15 protein-coding genes are annotated in these 17,564 nt (G+C 74.3%); 4 read left to right on the top strand and 11 right to left on the bottom strand.

Going from position 1 to position 17,564, the window contains the following annotated elements:
• Positions 1 to 33: 33 nt before the first annotated feature.
• The 6 genes from HH311_RS27285 to HH311_RS27260 all read right to left on the bottom strand — a co-directional run bounded on the left by HH311_RS27285 (position 34) and on the right by HH311_RS27260 (position 7,300).
• Entirely contained in the window at positions 34 to 561 is a 528-nt protein-coding gene (locus HH311_RS27285) for a single-stranded DNA-binding protein (RefSeq protein ID WP_169186869.1), read from the bottom strand.
• Complete coding sequence (gene rpsF / locus HH311_RS27280; protein WP_312030441.1) at positions 561 to 893, bottom strand: 30S ribosomal protein S6; 333 nt, start codon at positions 891 to 893, stop codon at positions 561 to 563. The genes HH311_RS27285 and rpsF overlap by 1 nt, the downstream gene beginning before the upstream one ends.
• 177 nt (positions 894 to 1,070) lie before the next feature.
• Positions 1,071 to 2,138 (bottom strand): hypothetical protein, encoded by a 1,068-nt coding sequence (locus HH311_RS27275; protein ID WP_169186868.1) that lies wholly within the window; start codon positions 2,136 to 2,138, stop codon positions 1,071 to 1,073.
• A gap of 152 nt (positions 2,139 to 2,290) precedes the next feature.
• Positions 2,291 to 3,958 carry a glycosyltransferase 87 family protein gene (locus HH311_RS27270; RefSeq protein WP_169186867.1) on the bottom strand — a complete coding sequence of 556 codons (1,668 nt, stop codon included), beginning with the start codon at positions 3,956 to 3,958 and terminating at the stop codon, positions 2,291 to 2,293.
• 18 nt (positions 3,959 to 3,976) lie between these two features.
• Entirely contained in the window at positions 3,977 to 6,832 is a 2,856-nt protein-coding gene (locus tag HH311_RS27265; protein WP_312030440.1) for a transglycosylase domain-containing protein, read from the bottom strand.
• Positions 6,833 to 6,892: 60 nt separating this feature from the next.
• Positions 6,893 to 7,300 (bottom strand): DUF5318 family protein, encoded by a 408-nt coding sequence (locus HH311_RS27260; protein ID WP_169186866.1) that lies wholly within the window; start codon positions 7,298 to 7,300, stop codon positions 6,893 to 6,895.
• A gap of 153 nt (positions 7,301 to 7,453) precedes the next feature.
• Here HH311_RS27260 and HH311_RS27255 point away from each other — a divergent pair, with 153 nt between their 5' ends.
• On the top strand, positions 7,454 to 8,050 hold the full coding sequence (locus tag HH311_RS27255; RefSeq protein WP_169186865.1) for a PadR family transcriptional regulator: 597 nt from the start codon (positions 7,454 to 7,456) through the stop codon (positions 8,048 to 8,050).
• 135 nt (positions 8,051 to 8,185) lie between these two features.
• Positions 8,186 to 9,259, top strand: a complete 1,074-nt coding sequence (locus tag HH311_RS27250; protein WP_169186864.1) for an inositol-3-phosphate synthase — start codon at positions 8,186 to 8,188, stop codon at positions 9,257 to 9,259.
• Between the two features lie 141 nt (positions 9,260 to 9,400).
• Here HH311_RS27250 and HH311_RS27245 read toward each other — a convergent pair whose 3' ends face one another.
• Positions 9,401 to 10,369, bottom strand: a complete 969-nt coding sequence (locus tag HH311_RS27245) for a hypothetical protein (protein ID WP_169186863.1) — start codon at positions 10,367 to 10,369, stop codon at positions 9,401 to 9,403.
• Between the two features lie 183 nt (positions 10,370 to 10,552).
• Positions 10,553 to 13,471 carry a leucine--tRNA ligase gene (leuS, locus tag HH311_RS27240; protein WP_169186911.1) on the bottom strand — a complete coding sequence of 973 codons (2,919 nt, stop codon included), beginning with the start codon at positions 13,469 to 13,471 and terminating at the stop codon, positions 10,553 to 10,555.
• A 214-nt stretch (positions 13,472 to 13,685) separates the two neighbouring features.
• Between leuS and HH311_RS27235 the strand changes: the two genes are divergently transcribed.
• Complete coding sequence (locus HH311_RS27235) at positions 13,686 to 14,183, top strand: SdpI family protein (RefSeq protein WP_169186862.1); 498 nt, start codon at positions 13,686 to 13,688, stop codon at positions 14,181 to 14,183.
• A 22-nt stretch (positions 14,184 to 14,205) separates the two neighbouring features.
• Here HH311_RS27235 and HH311_RS32880 read toward each other — a convergent pair whose 3' ends face one another.
• On the bottom strand, positions 14,206 to 14,706 hold the full coding sequence (locus HH311_RS32880; protein WP_169186861.1) for a DUF427 domain-containing protein: 501 nt from the start codon (positions 14,704 to 14,706) through the stop codon (positions 14,206 to 14,208).
• Between the two features lie 26 nt (positions 14,707 to 14,732).
• On the bottom strand, positions 14,733 to 15,335 hold the full coding sequence (locus HH311_RS27225) for a YqgE/AlgH family protein (RefSeq protein ID WP_169186860.1): 603 nt from the start codon (positions 15,333 to 15,335) through the stop codon (positions 14,733 to 14,735).
• Between the two features lie 147 nt (positions 15,336 to 15,482).
• Here HH311_RS27225 and HH311_RS27220 point away from each other — a divergent pair, with 147 nt between their 5' ends.
• Complete coding sequence (locus tag HH311_RS27220) at positions 15,483 to 16,985, top strand: MFS transporter (protein ID WP_312030439.1); 1,503 nt, start codon at positions 15,483 to 15,485, stop codon at positions 16,983 to 16,985.
• On the opposite strand, the gene HH311_RS27215 is transcribed toward HH311_RS27220, so the two are convergent.
• The gene (locus tag HH311_RS27215) at positions 16,868 to 17,470 is read right to left on the bottom strand and encodes a hypothetical protein (RefSeq protein WP_211190889.1); all 603 of its coding nucleotides are present in this window, start codon (positions 17,468 to 17,470) and stop codon (positions 16,868 to 16,870) included. The genes HH311_RS27220 and HH311_RS27215 overlap by 118 nt on opposite strands.
• Positions 17,471 to 17,564: the final 94 nt, after the last annotated feature.

Here is a 17,564-nt window from a genome sequence, read left to right as displayed (position 1 = left end):
TAGCCGAGTTCTGGGGATGGTGCGAGGGGTGCTCTAGAAGGGGGGCTCGTCGTCGTAGCCGCCGGCTCCGGACGAGCCCGCCACGGGCGCCGAGGCCCAGGGGTCGTCGCCGCCGGACTGGCCACCGGAGTAGCCACCGCCTCCGCCGTAGCCACCGCCGCCGTTGCCGCCGCCGTACCCACCGCCGCCGCTCCCGCGGCTGGCCTTGGTGACCGACGCCGTGGCGTAGCGCAGCGAGGGGCCGATCTCGTCGACCTCGAGCTCGATGACGGTGCGCTTCTCACCCTCGCGGGTCTCGAACGAGCGCTGCTTGAGCCGTCCCTGCACGATCACGCGGGAGCCGCGGGTGAGGCTCTCCGCGACGTTCTCCGCCGCCTGGCGCCAGATGTTGCAGCGCAGGAACAGCGCCTCGCCGTCCTTCCACTCGCCGCTCTGGCGGTCGAAGGTGCGGGGGGTCGACGCGACCGTGAAGTTCGCGACGGCGGCGCCCGAGGGCGTGAACCGCAGCTCCGGGTCGGCGGTGAGGTTGCCGACCACGGTGATGACGGTGTCGCCCGCCATCAGGCAGCGCCGGCCTTGCCCCGGCGCGTCGCAGCGGCGGGGTCACGACGCATGACCTTGGTGCGGAGCACCGACTCGTTCAGCGCGAGCTGGCGGTCCATCTCCTTGATGGTGGCCGGCTCGCAGTTCACGTCGAGGACGGCGTAGATGCCCTCGCCGTGCTTCTCGATCTCGTAGGCGAGACGCCGACGTCCCCAGACGTCGACGTTCTCGACGGTCCCGCCGTCCTTGCGGATGACGTTGAGGAACGTCTCCAGCGACGGCTGCACGGTGCGCTCGTCGAGACTCGGCTCGAGGATCACGACCATTTCGTAGTGGCGCACGAGTACCACTCACCTCCCATGGGCTGGCGGCCACGGACGATCCGTGGCAGGAGGGTTCTCGGTCGGTCCAGCGTACGTGGTCCTCCGCCGACGACGACGGGCGGGCCGGGACCGGTGCTCCCACCGGCCCCGACCCGCCCGGGTCGGTCCACGTTCGTCACGACCCCCTCGGGGGTCGGACGCGGCTCAGCGCCGCGCGGTTCCCATCAGCTCGGTGTCCTCGAGGTCGGGCCGCGGGAAGCCGACCGCGGGCGACGACGGCGCCGGCGAGTGCAGCGCGGTGAGCGCCTCGGCCGAGAGCCCGTCGTCGACGAGCTCCGTGGCGTCCGCGTCGTAGGGCGCGTACCCGTCGTCGTGCACCGGGGCCTCGTCCGCGACCGGCTCGGCCTGCGCGGCGGCGGATGCCGCGGCCGTGCGGCGGAGCACCAGCGCCCGGACGACGAACGCGGCGACCCCGGCGAGCGCGAGGACGGCGAGCATGACCGGCACGCCCATGCCCTTCGACATCCCGTCGACCGGCAGCGCCTGGACCTGGCTGGCGGTGGTCACCGCGCTGGCCGGGTCGTAGCCGAGGTAGGCGGGGGCGCCGGCCTTGAGGCCAGGGAAGGCGGACCCGAGGAGCTGGCCGGCGTCGTAGGAGGGGGCGCCCGTGGTCAGGCCGGACCCGGCGCTGGGGGAGGCCGAGCCGAGGAACGACGAGGGCAGCGAGTTGAACGACGGCGCGAACGCCGGGGACGGCGTCGCGAGCGCGCTCGGCGCGAGCGGCGTGGTCGCCATCGGGGCGGGCGCGGCCGGCGCGACCGCGGCCGGCGCGGCGGCGGGCGCCTGGGCGGGGGCCGCCGCGGACTGGGGCGCCGAGCCACCCAGCGCGGTCCGGGAGCCCTGCTCGACGGCGCCGGTCACCGGCTGGAGGGCCGGCGCGGCCGCGGCGACGGCGGTCGTCACCGGCTGCACGAGCTGGACCTGCACCTGGCACAGCGAGCCGGCGACCGACTGGCTGATCGACTGCAGCGGGCCGGCGGAGCTGCCGATCGGCACGTTGAACGGCAGCCCGAGCAGCGGCGTCACCTGGACGGTGTCGCCGGGCCGGGCGGCGACGGTGGTGCCGCACGCGGCCGGCACGACCTGGCCGCCGGCGGTCGGCGTGGGGGCGGTCGGCGCCGCGAGCGCCATCCCGCCGCCGAGCAGCAACGAGCCGGTGAGGACACCTCCGGCGGCGGCGACGGACACCAGACGCGAGAACCGCGTTCCCATGCAGGACCCCTTACGTGGAACGACGTGTGCGGTCCCGCTCCGGCACGCGGCCACGGGTCCGGGCGCGGCGCGCGCTCCGGACCCACGACGACGTCGGACGGGTTTCCCGACGGTCCGCTCAACGAGCCACTGCTCCGGAGGTGACGCGCCAGTCACCGGTCCGTCACGGTAGGGCCACGCGCGGTGGGACCCGGTGCGCCGCGCGGGGCTGCACCCCACCCGGATCGTGTGGTCGTTCCCGCCGCGGCGAGCGGCGCGTCGCGGTCACGGGGACGCGGCCGCCAGGCGGCGAACCACCCGGCGTCGGGGGCGCCGTCGAGGACGCCCCCGTCGGGATCCGCGCCGGTCACGGGCGGTCCGGGGCGTCCGGGGCGCAGGCGCACCGGGTCGAGCTCGGGGCGCAGGACCGTTCGCACGATGAGCACCCCCACGCCGATCACCGCGAGGTCGCGCACCAGTACCGCCCCGTAGAACCACGGCGCGGGCAGGCCCTTGTTCGCGGTCCCGAGGTAGTAGTACATCCGCGGGACCCACACGAACGCGTCGATCGCCATCCACGTCAGCAGGGGTCGCCACCGCGGGTAGGCGAGCACCGCCAGCGGGACGAGCCACAGCGAGTACTGGGGGCTCCACACCTTGTTGGTGAGCAGGAACGCCGCGACCACGAGGTAGGCGACGGAGGCGAGCCGTGGCCGGACGGGCGCGCGGCGCACCAGCTCCGCGACGCCGAGGCAGCAGACGACGAAGAGCACCCCGGTGACGGCGTTGAGCACGCTCGGGGTCGCCTCCGGCGGGAGCGGGCCGTCGAATCCCGGCCAGCCGGTCAGGCCCGAGACGACGTTGTAGATCGAGTCGGGGTCGGCGGCGCGGGTCGAGTTGAGCCGGAAGAACTCCCACCAGCCCCGGGGGGCGATCACCGCGACCGGCACGTTGACCACGGCCCACGTCACGATCCCGGCCGCCGTCACCCGCCACCAGCTCCGCATCCGGCCCGCCCGCAGGCACAGCAGCAGCAGCGGGAAGAGCACGAACAGCGGGTAGAGCTTGGCCGCCGCTCCCAGGCCCAGGAGCACGCCGGCCAGCCCGGGTCGTCGTCGGGACCAGGCGAGCATGCCGAGGGTCGCGCCGGCGACGGCGAGGGTGTCGAAGTTGGTGAACGCGTGCACGGCCACCAGCGGCGAGGTCGCCGCGATCGCGGCGTCCCACGGGCGGCCTGGTCTCAGGCGGACGAGCGCCCAGATCGCGCCGAGCCACGCGAGCGCGAGCCAGAACGCCGAGAGGTCGAAGTAGACGACGACGGGGAGCGCGCCCGGCAGCACCCCGGCCGCGAGCCAGCCCGCCGCGAGCCGCGCGTTGACCCACTGGAAGAACCCGGTGAGCACCGGGTACTCCATGTACCGGACCTGGGTGGTGCCGTCGTCGCGCTGGTCGACCCAGCTGGTGACGTAGGGGACGCCGCCCGAGTCGAGCCGCTCCGCGGTGTAGAGCGGCACCGTGTCCGAGTAGCACATCGCGACGTACTGGCGGCTGTCGCGCCAGTCCAGCTGGGTCTGCCCGTTGTCGTCGACGTACTGCTGCAGGCACGGGGCCTTGGCGAACCAGCCCAGCGCCAGCACGATCGTCGCGAGCAGCAGCACCACCCGCAGCGGGGTGAAGAAGCCGGTGCGGCCGACGACGGCGTGCGAGCCCAGGGGGCCGCCGGTGGCGGCGCTGGCCGCGCGGACGAAGCCGTCCTCGTGCGCGGGCAGCACCCGCGACGACGGGTCGAGCGACGCCGGGTCGTGGGTCCGGCCGCGCTCGGGCGGGGCCTGGGAGGTCACCGGTGCACGCGGGACGGTCTAGCCGCCGTCGTCGGGGAACAGGTCGCCACCGTTGTCGCCGTTGTCGTTGTTCCCGTTGTTGTCCCCGTTGCCGCCGTTGTTCTTGTTCTTGTTGCCGCCGTTGTCGTTGTTCTGGTTGTTGCCGTTGTTCTGGTTGTTGCCGTTGTTCTGCCCGTTGTTGTTCTGCCCGTTGTTGCCGTTCTGGCCGTTCGGGTTGGGGATACAGACCCCGTTGACGCAGATCTGGTTGTTGCCGTTCGGGTTGTTCGGGTCCGGCGTGGGGGTGGCGGGGGCCGGCGGCGCCGGCGGCGTGCCGATCGCCTCGAAGTCGGAGAACTGCTGGACCGGCTCGTTGCGCAGCGCCTGGTTCATGAACTTCTGCCAGATCTGGCCCGGCACGCCGCGGCCGTAGATCGGCGCGCCGCCCTTGGTCTTGATCGGCGAGTTGTCGTCGGTCCCGACCCAGACCGCCGTCGAGATCTGCGGCGTGTAGCCGACCGTCCAGGCGTCGTTGTTCTGGCCCTGCTGCGAGGACTGCACCGTGCCGGTCTTCGAGGCGACCGGCCGGCCCGCCGCGAGCGGGATCTGGGAGTGGGAGGCCACGTCGAGCATCGACTCGGTGACGTTCCGGGCGAGCTGCTGGCTCATCCGCTGCTCGGGAGCGGTGACGCCGCCGTCGTAGAGGATGCGGCCGTCCGCCGTCGTCACCCGGGTCACCATGTGCGGGCGGTGGTAGATGCCGTCGGCGGCGAAGGTGGCGTACGCCGACGCCATGTCGCCGGGGCGGACCTCCTTGTCGCCGATCGCGATGCCGCCGGTGGGGCCCGTCAGGGGGGCGCTGATCCCGGCCTGGTGGGCCGCGTCGGCGACCTTCTGCGGGCCGACCTGGACGCCGAGCTGGTAGAAGACGGTGTTGATCGAGAGCGTCATCGCCGTCTTCAGGTCACAGTTCGGGCAGCTCTCGCCGTCGGAGTTCTCGACCTTCGTGCCCGCGATCGTCTGCGGGGTGGACCCGTCGAACGTCGTGCCGAGACCGATCGGCGGGTTGCGCTCGAGCCCGGCGAGGAGCACGAACGGCTTGAACGAGGACCCGGGCTGACGGCTCGTCTGGGCGTAGTCGAAGCCCGACCCGTCGCTGCCGCCGTAGTAGGCCACGACGGCGCCGGTGCGCGGATCCTCCGAGACGAGCGCGGTCCGGAGGTTGGCCGGCTGTCCCTGGAGGGTCTTCGCGGCCGCGTCGGCGGCCTGCTGCTGGACCTTCGGGTCGATCGTCGTCTCGATCTTGAGGCCCTCCTGGTTCACCTGCTGCTCGGTGATGCCGTAGGAGGCGAGCTCGTCCTTGATCGCGGAGACGATGTGGCCGCGGTCGTTGTCCGGGATCCCGGTCTTGCGGGCCGAGGGCGGGAGGACGTCGGGGAACACCGCGGCCTTGCGGTCGGCGGCCGAGAGCCACTTCTGGTCGACCATGCCGTCGAGCACGTAGTTCCAGCGCTGCTCGGAGCCGGCGCGGTCCACGGCCGGGTCCCACTTCGACGGCGCCTGGATCAGGCCCGCGAGGACGGCGCCCTCGGCCGGGGTCAGCGTGCTGACGTCCCGGCCGTAGTAGGCCTGCGAGGCGGCCTGGATGCCGTACGCGCCGCGGCCGAAGTAGATGGTGTTCAGGTAGTTCTCGAGGATCTGGTCCTTCGACTCCTCCTGGTTGATCTTCGCCGCGATGACGACCTCGCGGTACTTGCGCCAGTAGGAGTGCTCGTCGCCCACCAGCACGTTCTTGACGTACTGCTGGGTGATCGTGGAGCCGCCGCCGGTCCCGCCCTGCGCCTGGTTCCAGGCCGCGCGGGCGATGCCGATCGGGTCGAAGCCGTAGTTGGTGTAGAAGCTGCGGTCCTCGGCCGAGGCCACCGCGTGCTGCACCCACACCGGGACCTGGGTCAGCGGCACCTTGATCCGGTTGCCCTGCGCCTGCGCGAGGCTCGCCATCGTCGAGCCGTCGGAGTAGTCGATCGTGGCGACCTGGTTGTTGGTCGCGTCGTCCGGCGACGGGATGCGGAAGACGATCCAGCCGATGGCGAACGCGAGGATCGGCCCGAGGATCGCGAGACCGACCACGACGTAGCCGATCCGGCGCCCCCGCCGCCAGCGGCGCTGCCGCGGGGTGAGGGCCGCGAGCTTCGCCTGTCGGCGGCTCGGCGGCTCGCCGTCGGACCCGTCGCCGCCGCCGGGGCCTCCCGGGCCCGACGGCGGGTCGTCCGGGGGCCGGGTGCGGCCCGGCGCGGCGCTGCCCTGGACGACGTCGGTGGCGACGGTCGGGGCGGTGCCCGGCCGGCCGCCGATGCGGGTGGCGCCGGTGGCGGCCAGCGGACGGGCGCCGTCGTGGGTGAGGAGCCGGGGCTCCGGACGCTCGGCGCCCCAGGAGTCGGGGCGCTCGTCGAGCCGGGTGGCCGGGGCGCCGACGCGGGTGGCCGGGGCGGCCGCGCTCCGCGCCGCCGCGCCGTTCGGGCGGTTGGGGGCGGTCGGGCCGTCGTCGACGGACGGCTCGAGGTGCCGGCCGCCGACGGGGTGCGGGGCAGGACGTCCGGGCGGCGGGGCCTGGCCGGGACGGGGTCCGGGAGCGGGCGGTCCCGACTGCCCGGTGCGGCCCTGGCCGTTGAGGGCCTGGCCACTGGGGCCCTGGCCGTTGGCGGCGTGGCCGTTGGAGGCCTGGCCGTTGGCGGCGCCGTGGGGGGCCGGCTGTCCGGACCGCTCCGACGGCGGGACGGCGCTCCATCCCGGCGGGAGGTTGCGGGGCGGGCCCGGCGGCGGGTTCGGCCCGGGCCGCGGTGGGGCGGCGGAGCCGCTGACGGGACGACGGTCCGTACGACGGTCGTCGGTCACGTGGCGCCTCCCGGGGACGGCATGGTCGGCGGAACCGGCCCCGTCACGCCCGCCGGGGCGTCAGGGCGAGGCCGTCCGACGCCGACGGCGGCCGCCGCCCGAGGCGTCGTCCGCTCCCAAGACGTAGGACTGTACGAGGTGGTTCCAGCGGCACGTACGGCAGACCTCCACCACGTGCACCGTGAACTCCCCGGCCGCGTCGTCCAGTCGAGCGATCTCGTCATCCGATCGGGCGGAACCGGACACCGGACCGAGGCGCTCACCGAAGACCCACGACACATTGACGACCTCGTCGCGGCGGCACAGCGGGCACGGCGTGGAGGTCGGCGTGCCGTGGTACGTGGCGGCCTGCAGGAGGTAGGCCCCGGCGTCGCAGGCGTCCTCGGTCGAGGTGCGCCCGGCAGCCACGTCGGCGAGGTGCGCGCGACGACGCAGCGCGTAGTCGACGACCTGACGGGGAGTCCGCACGCGCCTCAGCGTAGCCAGCGAGTCGCGGGCCTGCGCTGCCGTCGTGTGACGAGGTCGTCGCGGACCGGGGCGCGATGTATCGGCGCGATATGGTGAGGCGAGAGGTCGTCGACACCGCCGGCGATCCGGGACCCGTCGTGGGAGGTGGGCCGAGTGCTCGAGCTCGCCGTCCTCGGCCTGTTGCACGAGGCGCCCATGCACGGCTACGAGCTGCGCAAGCAGCTCCACGCCCGCCTGGGATCGCTCCGTGCGTTCTCGTGGGGCTCGGTGTACCCGACCCTGCGTCGGCTCCAGCGCGCGGAGCTCATCGCCGAGCGCGACCCGGAGTCGACGGTGCGCGGGAGCTGGGGCCGCCGGGGACGGCGCGTGTACGAGATCACCGCGGAGGGGAAAGATCGTCTCGACGAACTGCTCGCCGAGACCGGCCCCCAGGCGTGCGACGACGAGAGCTTCGGCGTGCACCTGGCCTTCTTCTCCCGGACCCCTGCGGAGGTGCGCATGCGCATCCTCGAGGGCAGGCGCCGACGCGTCGAGGAGCGGCGCGACGGCCTGCGCACCACGATGACCCGGGCCGGGGAGCAGATCGACCGCTACACCCGCGAGCTCCACCGCATCGGGCTCGACACGACCGAGCGCGAGGTCCGGTGGCTCAACGAGCTCATCGACCACGAGCGGTCGCTCGGCCAGGCGGGCGGCGCCGAGCGCCCGGTGCCACCGACCGCGGACCCGGCGGTGGAACCGCCGGACTGACCGGGCGGCCCGGCCCACGGACGTCGTCGTCCGGCCGGGACCACGCCGGCGGCCCGCGCCGCCACCAGTACGTCAGACACGCCCCGACCACCGAGATCACCCACCGGGGCGAACGAAGAGCGAAGGAGACCATCCATGGGTCAGGTCCGTGTGGCCGTCGTCGGCGTGGGCAACTGCGCCGCCTCGCTGGTCCAGGGCGTCACGTACTACGCCGACGCCGACCCGGCCACCCGTGTGCCCGGGCTCATGCACGTCGACTTCGGCGGCTACCACGTGCGCGATCTGCAGTTCGTGGCCGCGTTCGACGTGGACGCCAAGAAGGTCGGGCAGGACCTGGCCGAGGCGATCACCGCCAGCGAGAACAACACGATCAAGATCGCCGACGTCGCGCCGACCGGCGTGACGGTCCAGCGCGGGCACACCTTCGACGGCCTCGGGCGCTACTACCGCGAGACCATCACCGAGTCCGACGAGGAGCCGGTGGACGTGGTGGCCGCGCTGCGCGAGTCCCGCGCCGACGTGCTCGTCTCCTACCTGCCGGTGGGCAGCGAGGAGGCCGACAAGTTCTACGCGCAGTGCGCCCTCGACGCCGGCGTCGCCTTCGTCAACGCGCTGCCGGTGTTCATCGCGTCGGACCCGGAGTGGGCGGCGAAGTTCACCGAGGCCGGGGTGCCGATCGTCGGGGACGACATCAAGTCCCAGGTCGGCGCGACCATCACCCACCGGGTGCTGGCCAAGCTCTTCGAGGACCGCGGCGTGCACCTCGACCGCACGATGCAGCTCAACGTCGGCGGCAACATGGACTTCCGCAACATGCTCGAGCGGGAGCGCCTGGAGTCGAAGAAGACGTCGAAGACCCAGTCGGTGACCTCGCAGATCGAGCGCGACATGGGCAAGGGCAACGTCCACATCGGCCCGTCGGACCACGTGCCGTGGCTCGACGACCGCAAGTGGGCCTACGTCCGCCTCGAGGGGCGCGCGTTCGGCGACGTGCCGCTGTCGCTCGAGTACAAGCTCGAGGTCTGGGACTCCCCGAACTCGGCCGGGATCATCATCGACGCGGTGCGCGCGGCGAAGATCGCGAAGGACCGGGGCATCGGCGGGCCGCTGCTCGGGGCCTCGTCGTACTTCATGAAGTCGCCGCCGGAGCAGTACCGCGACTCGGTGGCCTACGACCGGGTCGAGGCGTTCATCCGCGGCGAGGACTGAGGGCCGCTCCCGGCCCGTTCTGTCCATCCCCGCGCGAGGGGAGCCCTCGTGCGGATAGAGCGACCGGATCGTCCCCTCGCGCTGGCCCTGTCGCCGGCGCGAGGGGAACCCTCGGCCGCATAGAGCGACTCGATCCTCCCCTCACGACGACGGGTCCCGGGCGACCACCGGTGGACGGGGTCGGCGCAGTGCCCGGTGATAGGCGGCCCGCAGGTCGGCCTTGACCTCGGCGGGTGCGATGCGCAGCCGGCTGGGACGGTGCTCCACCAGCACGACGTCGTGGCGGTTCATCAGCGCGCGCCGTCGGTAGGAGCGCTCCTGGTCCTCGGGCGACAGGTGGTACTCCACCGACTCGATCTCCCACGCGGCCGCCACCTCGTCGATCCAGCCGTCGGGATCGAAGAGACGCTCGCCGGTGTCGAGGTGGATCGCGCGGTTCCACTGGATGCGCGGGAAGCCCTCGTGTTCCTCCATCTCCCGTGCGATCTCGCGGGCCCACGCCTCGGGGGCGGAGCGGACCCCGTCCCGGATCTCCCCGAGGGCGATCCGGGGGAGGCGCGTGCCCCGCTGGCTGCCTTCGGCCAGTTCCGCGGACAGCCGGGGCTCGGTGGTGAACCCCCGCTGCACCGCCTCGGCGAGGAGCGCCCGCACGGGGTCGAGGCGGCGCATCCGGCGCGCCGTGTCGAGCACGGCGCGCTCGAGGGGCGCGCACGGGAAGCCGCCGCGCATGATCGCGGGCACCGGCCGGCGGGTCCGTTCGAGCACGACGTGGCCGTCGTCGCTCCGGCGGCGCTCGTGCGGGACGAGCACCAGGATCGTGGCATCAGCGGGGATCTTCGTCAGCCCGAAGAGCCGGCACGCCGCGGCACCGCTGACGACAGCGCCGTCGCCGGCGAGCCGCAGGGCACTGTCGAGGCGCTCCTCCTCGGTCGGCTCACCGGTCACCAGGCGGACCTGGCCCCGGAGGCCCTTCTCCCAGAGCCCGGAATCCGTGCGGCACGCGATCGTCCCCGAGCTGACGCCCAGTTCGTGGAGCTCGGCCCGCCGGACGGACCCGTGGGGCGCCGCCTCACGGACGGCCCGCCAATCGATCTTCGCTCTCCTCGGCATGACCTGCTGACGCGGTCCGGCGGCGCTCGGATCCGTCCACTGTTGCGAGGGGAGGATCCGGTCGCTCTATCCGTACGAGGGTTCCCCTCGCGCACCGGGGCGGCCCGCGAACGCGAGGGGAGGATCCGGTCGCTCTAGCCGCACGAGGGCTCCCCTCGCGCGGGAAACGAACGGGCGCCGCGCCTACTTGACGATGTTCACCAGCCGGCCGGGGACCACGATCACCTTCCGCGGCTCGGCCCCGCCCAACAGCTCCACGACCTTCGGGTCGGCCAGCGCGGCCGCCCGGACCTCGTCCTCGGTCGCGGACGCCGGCACCGTGATCCGCGAGCGGACCTTCCCGTTGACCTGGATCGGGTACTCGACGGTCTCCTCGACGAGCAGCGCCTCGTCCGGCACCGGGAACGGCTCGTAGGCCAGCGACCGCGGGTGGCCCAGCTTCGACCACAGCTCCTCGGCCAGGTGCGGGCACAGCGGCGAGAGCATGAGCACCAGCGGCTCCGCGACCGACCGGGGCAGCCCACCCTCGGGGTAGGTCTTGGTCAGGTGGTTGGCCAGCTCGATCAGCTTGGCCGCCGCGGTGTTGTAGTGCATCGCCGGGAAGTCCGTCCGGACCCCGTCGATCACCCGGTGCAGCAGGCGCAGCGTGTCGGTCGACGGCTCACCGGCCTCGTCCACCCGCAGCGAGCCGTCCTGCTCGTCCACCAGCAGCCGCCAGACCCGCTGCAGGAAGCGCTGCGAGCCGACGACGTCGCGGGTCGACCACGGCCGCGAGGCCTCCATCGGGCCGGTCGACATCTCGTAGAGCCGGAACGTGTCGGCGCCGTAGGTCGCGCACATCTCGTCGGGGGTGACGACGTTGCGCAGCGACTTGCCCATCTTCCCGTACTCGCGGGAGACCGGCTGCCCGTTCCACGTGAATCCGGACCCGTCGACGTCCTCCACGACCTCCTCGGCCGGCACGTACACGCCGCGGTGGTCGGTGTAGGCCCAGGCCTGGATGTAGCCCTGGTTGAACAGCCGGCGGAAGGGCTCCGACGCGGACACGTACCCCAGGTCGAACAGCACCTTCTGCCAGAAGCGCGCGTAGAGCAGGTGCAGCACGGCGTGCTCGACGCCGCCGACGTACAGATCGACCCCGCCCGGGTCGCCCGGCCCGAACCGGTCCGGGCGCGGACCCAGCCAGAACCGCTCGACCTCGGGGTCGCAGAAGCGCTCGGAGTTGAACGGGTCCAGGTAGCGCAGGTGGTACCAGCACGAGCCCGCCCACTGCGGCATGGTGTTCGTCTCGCGGACGTACTGCGCCCACCCGCGCTCCGGGTCCGACGGCAGGTCCTCGGCGAACGACACCCACTCGGTCGCCCGGGCCAGGGGCGACTCGGGCGCCGAGTCGCGGTCGTCGGGGGCGAAGGTCTTCGGGGAGTACTCGTCGACGTCGGGCAGCACCACCGGCAGGTCGGAGTCCGGCAGGGCCCGCGGGATCGACGGGCCGCCGTCGGTCTCGCCGTCGGCGGCGTAGGCCACCGGGAACGGCTCGCCCCAGTAGCGCTGCCGGCTGAACAGCCAGTCGCGCAGCTTGTACTGCACGACGGCCTCGCCGTCGCCGCGCGCCGACAGCCAGTCGATGATCGTCGCCTTGGCCTCGTCGATCGGCAGACCGTCGAGCGACACCGAGTCGTTCGAGGAGTTGATCGCCGGGCCGGCGCCGGTGTACGCCTCCCCGTCGAAGCCCTCCGGGGGCTGCACCGTGCGGCGGATCGGCAGGCCGAACACCGTCGCGAAGTCCCAGTCGCGCTGGTCCTGGCCGGGCACGGCCATGATCGCGCCGGTGCCGTAGCCCATGAGGACGTAGTCGGCGACGAAGACCGGCAGCGGTCGGCCGTCGACCGGGTTGACCGCCCACGCCCCGGTGAAGACGCCGGTCTTCTCCCGGGCCTCCTGGCGCTCCAGGTCCGAGCGGGAGGCGACGACGCGGCGGTAGGCCGCGATCGCCTCGGCGGGGGTCTCGTGACCGCCGGTCCAGCGGCCGTCCAGCTCCTCGCCGGTGTTCGGCGACGGCCACGCGGCCGGCGCGATGGCGTCGACGATCGGGTGCTCGGGCGCCACGACCATGTACGTCGCGCCGAACAGGGTGTCGGGCCGCGTCGTGAAGACCTCGACGTCGCGGTCCGAGCCGACCACCCGGAAGCGCACCTGCGCCCCCTGCGAGCGGCCGATCCAGTTGCGCTGCATCGCCTTGACCGACTCCGGCCAGTCGACGCCGTCGAGATCGTCGGCCAGGCGGTCGGCGTACGCGGTGATCCGCATCATCCACTGGCGCAGCCGGCGCCGGAACACCGGGAAGTTGCCGCGCTCGGAGCGCCCGTCGGCGGTGACCTCCTCGTTGGAGAGCACCGTGCCCAGCGCCGGGCACCAGTTCACCGGCGCCTCGGCCAGGTAGGCCAGCCGGAACCCGTCCAGCACGCGGTCCTGCTCGGGCCGCGACAGCGCCGACCAGGCGCGGCCCTGCTCGACCAGATGGCTGGGCAGCGGCCGCGCACCGGAGGCGAACTCCGCCTCGAGCTCGGCGATCGGCCGCGCCCGCCCCTGGGCCTCGTCGAACCACGACCCGTGGATCTGCAGGAAGATCCACTGCGTCCAGCGGTAGAACTCGACGTCGGTGGTGGCCACCGAACGGCGCTTGTCGTGCGCCAGGCCCAGCCGGCGGATCTGGGCGCGGTAGCGCTCGATGTTCGCCTCGGTGGTGGTCCGCGGGTGCGTCCCGGTCTGCACCGCGTACTGCTCGGCCGGCAGCCCGAACGCGTCGAAGCCCATCGTGTGCAGCACGGTCCGCCCGGACATGCGCAGGAACCGGCCCAGCACGTCGGTCCCGATGAAGCCCAGCGGGTGCCCGACGTGCAGCCCCGCGCCGCTCGGGTACGGGAACATGTCCATCAGGTAGAACTTCTCGGCCGGGTCGAGGGTCGAGCCGTCCGGATCGTCGGGCGGAGCCAGCGGCCCCGTCGGGTTCGGCGTCGCGAAGGTCTCCTCGGCCTCCCAGCGGTCCTGCCAGCGGGCCTCGATCTCCCCGGCCAGCGCGGCGGTGTAGCGGTACGGCGGCACGCCGCGGCCGGGCTCGGAGGCGTCGGACCCGGGGTTCCCGCTCCGGGCGACGTCGGGCTGGGCGGTCACGGCGTTCCTCCTGGTCACCACACGATGCGCTGCGCCCGGCGCCCGCGCGGCGGCTGCGGCGACCGGGGCGGCCCGCGCCGACGATCCGCGGCGAGAAGCGGACGTCACGGCCGGGTCCCTCGGCCCCCGAGCCTACTCTGGGGCCATGGTCGTCCCCGTCCTGGCCGTCGTGCTCGTCGTCGCAGCCGCCGCCGTCCTCGTCGTCGGGATCCTCGCCGCCGCGCACCGGCTGCCGCGGAACCGCGTGATCGGGGTGCGCACCGTCTGGACGATGTCCCGCGTCGACTCGTTCCGCCGCGCCAACCAGGTCGCCGCGCCGGCGTTCGCGGCGGCGGGCGTGGTGGGTTTGGCCGCCGGGCTGGTCGCGCTGCTGGCGCCGACGACGGCGGCCGCGGTGACGCTCGTCGTCGTCGGGTTCGTGGGGCTCGTCGTGCTCACCGGGGTCGCGGGCGCGGTGGGGTCCCGGTTCGCGGCGGTCGACCGGGAGCAGACCCTCGCCGCCGAGGGCCTCGCGGCCGGGCCGTGCACGCTCGACGAGGGCACCGGCGACGCCGGGGCCGAGGCCGCCGACTGCGGCTCGGGCGCGGGCACGTGCGGCGGCGCGTGCGCGCTGTGCCCGCGGGCCGGCGCGCAGCAGGGCTGAGGACCAACCAGCCCGACCAGCCCTACCAGCCCCAGCTGCCCGGGCCGCCCTTGAAGGGCCCGACGACGTCGGCCGTGATCCAGCCGCCGTAGAACCCGCCCGGCTGCGGGACGACCCGCTCGCCGTCGAGGGTGATCTCGTCGAACGGGGCCGGGTAGAGCGCGACGCGGTCGGCGAGCTCCGGGTAGGTCGCGGAGACGTCCCCCTCGGGATACCACCAGCCGACCGCCGCCAGCGTCGTGCCCGGGAGCACGACGTCGACGTACCGCGCGGTGCCCTTCCACTCGCACACGGTGCGGCGCTCGGCCGGGCGCAGGACGCCGTCGGTGAACGCGGTGCGGGGCAGGTAGAACGTCGGCGGATGGCTGGTCTCGAGGACGCGGACCAGGTCGGTGGTGTCGACGAGGACCGTGCCCGCGTGGGTCACGACGGCCCGCCGGTGGTCGGGCTCGGTCCGCGGCGGGCGGGGGTAGTCCCACACCGATTCCTGGCCCGGCCCCGGCTGCTCGCGCGTGATCGCCACGGTGTCGAGTGTGCGTGCGAGCGGGGCTAGTTGCGCGTCGGCTCCGCGACGTGGGTGGCGAGCAGCGCGAGCGGGACGCCCTGGCGCCGCAGCACGCCGCCCCAGAGGTCGTGGCGGGGCGGGGCGAGGACGTCGTCGGGCAGGGCGGGCACGACATACCAGTCCCCGCGCCCGATCTCCGCCGCGAGCTGCCCCCGGTCCCACCCCGAGTAGCCGGCGAACACCCGCAGGCCGCGCACCCGGGGCGCGAGCGAGTCGGGGTCACCGTCGAGGTCGACCAGCGCCACCGGCCCCCGGACCCCCACGACCCCCTCGGTCCGCGCCGGGTCCTCCCCGGTCCGCAGCGCCGCCAGGCACAGCGCGGTCTTCTGCTCCACCGGGCCGCCGACGAAGACCGCGCTGGGCCGCGTCGTGAACGGGCCCCAGTGGGGAAGGACGTCGGAGACCGCGACCTCGCTCGGCCGGTTCAGGACGACGCCGAGGGTCCCCTCCGGCCGGTGGTCGATCACGAACACCACCGAGCGGACGAAGTTCGGGTCGGTCAGCGTGGGCGCGGCGACCAGGAGCGTGCCGGCCTCGACGGCGTCGGCCGAGCGTTCGGTGGGCTCGTCCCTCGTTCCCTCCGCCACGCACCCATCGTGGCACCCCGGCCGACCGCCGGGCAGCCGGGCCACCCGCCGTCACACCGATCCGGCGTCCGCCGCGACGGGGAGCCGGGATGCCCGGTCCGGGCGTCCGAGTCCGTTCCGGCGGGCAGGCGCGTAGCGTGCTGCTGCGTGTCCGTTCCTCCCTCCGCACCGCAGCAGGACGCCGGGTCGTCCGTGCACGGAGGACAGGGCACGGAGCGGGTCCGGCGCCGCGAGCTGGTGGCCCACCCGGGCTTCGTGCGGCTGCTCGCGGTCCGCCTCGGGGCCCAGTGGGGCGACGGTGTCTTCCAGGCCGCCCTCGGCGGCGCCGTGCTGTTCAACCCGGAGCGCCAGTCGGACCCGGTCCTCGTGGCGATGGGGCTCGCCGTCGTGCTGCTGCCGTACTCGCTCGTGGGCCCGTTCGCCGGAGCCCTGCTCGACCGCTGGGACCGGCGGCGGGTCTTCGTCGTCGCCGGCGTGCTCAAGGCGCTCCTGACGCTGGCGACGGCGGCGGTGGTCGCCGCGGGCGTCACCGGCGCCTGGCTCTACCTCGGCGCTCTCGCGACGATCGGGGTCAGCCGGTTCGTGCAGGCCGGCCTGTCCGCGGCGCTGCCGCACGTCGTCGTGCCGCGCCGCCTCGTCGCCGCGAACTCCCTGGTGACGACGAGCGGGGCGGTCGCCGCCGCCGTCGGCGCCTCCTGCGCGTTCGCCCTCACCGGAGTGATCGGGACGGGCGACACCGGCTCGGGGATCGCGACCGCGGTGTCGGTGGTCGGGTCGGTGGTGATCGTCCTGGTCGCGCTCGGGTTCCCCCGCGGCGCGCTCGGTCCCGACGACGCCGGGCCCGACGAGACCGCGGTCCGGGCGGTGCGCGCCGTCGCCCACGGCCTCGCCGACGGCGGGCGGGCGGCCCGGGCGGCACCCGGCGTCGTCGCGGCGTTCTGGGCGGTCGCCGCGCACCGGCTGGCGTTCGGCATCGCGACGCTGGTGATGCTGCTGCTCATGCGCCGCGGCCTGACCGACTGGGGCGCGCTGCACGCGGGGGTCGCCGGCCTCGGTGAGACGGTGGTGGCGGCGGCCACCGGGCTCGGCGTCGCGGCCCTGGTGACCCCGTGGCTGACCGCCCGGGTGGGTCGGCCGGCCACCGTCCGGATCATGCTCGTGCTGGCGGCGGCCACCCTCCTGGTCCTCGGGCTGCCGATGACGCTGCCCGCGCTGCTCGGGGCGTCGTTCCTGCTCGGGCTCGTCGGGCAGGCGATCAAGCTGTGCTCGGACGCCGCGGTGCAGCGCGAGGTCGACGACGCCCACCGCGGTCGGGTCTTCGCGCTCTCGGACACCGTCTTCAACGTCACCTACGTCCTCGCCGTCGCCCTGGCCGCGCTGTTCTCGCCCCTCGACGGCCGCTCGGTGCCGCTCATCTCGACGGCGGCCGCGGTGTACCTGCTCGGGCTCGTCGTCCACGAGGTCGCGCTGCGCACGACCCGGCGCCACACCCCCGGCGCCGGCTCCGGCGCCGGCCGCGGCCCCGACGACGCTCACGGCGGCAGCCAGCCCGCCGCGCCCTCCGTCACCACCACCTCGGCCGCCCCGTCGCGGTCGACGTCGGAGAGCAGCACGTCCCAGCGCGGCGAGGCCACGTCGGACGTGGTGTAGGCGCGCTCGGCGAGCCCGTCCCCGTCGGCGTCGACCAGCAGCTCCTCGCCCACCCCGTCGCCGTCGAGGTCGCAGACGGTCTCCTGGGTCGACGGGTCGTGGTCGACGTCCACGACCGCGCCGTCGGGGACGCCGTCGCCGTCGGTGTCGATCTCCGGGCGGGCACTCCCCGCGCGCCCGCGCACGTCGGTGAAGCGGAGCGGCCGGAGCGCCACGTCGGCCGGCGCGTCCCACACCCCGCGGCCGGAGGGGTCGGTGAAGGCCCGCTCCGGGCGGCCGTCGTCGTCGAGGTCGAGCAGGGCCCGGTCCGCGGTGCCGTCCCCGTCGGTGTCCCACAGCGCGTCGTCGGCCCGGCCGTCGCCGTCGAAGTCGAGGCGCACGGCGTCGGGGCGGCCGTCCACGGCGCCGCCCGGCAGGTCGAGGTCGGCCGGCGAGGCGTGCCGGTGCACGGGCCCGCGGCCGGTGCCGAAGTGGTAGCGGATCACGGGTTCCCGACGTCGGCCGGGGCGCGGCGGTTCCCGAGGCCCGACCGGCCGTGGGCCCGGTGCGGCGAGGGGCACCTCATCCAGCCCACCGGGC

Source organism: Actinomycetospora sp. TBRC 11914 (assembly GCF_012933465.1).
Lineage (GTDB): Bacteria > Actinomycetota > Actinomycetes > Mycobacteriales > Pseudonocardiaceae > Actinomycetospora.
The sequence above is the reverse complement of the archived record's forward strand: the minus strand, read 5'-3'. Positions and strand labels throughout refer to the sequence as shown.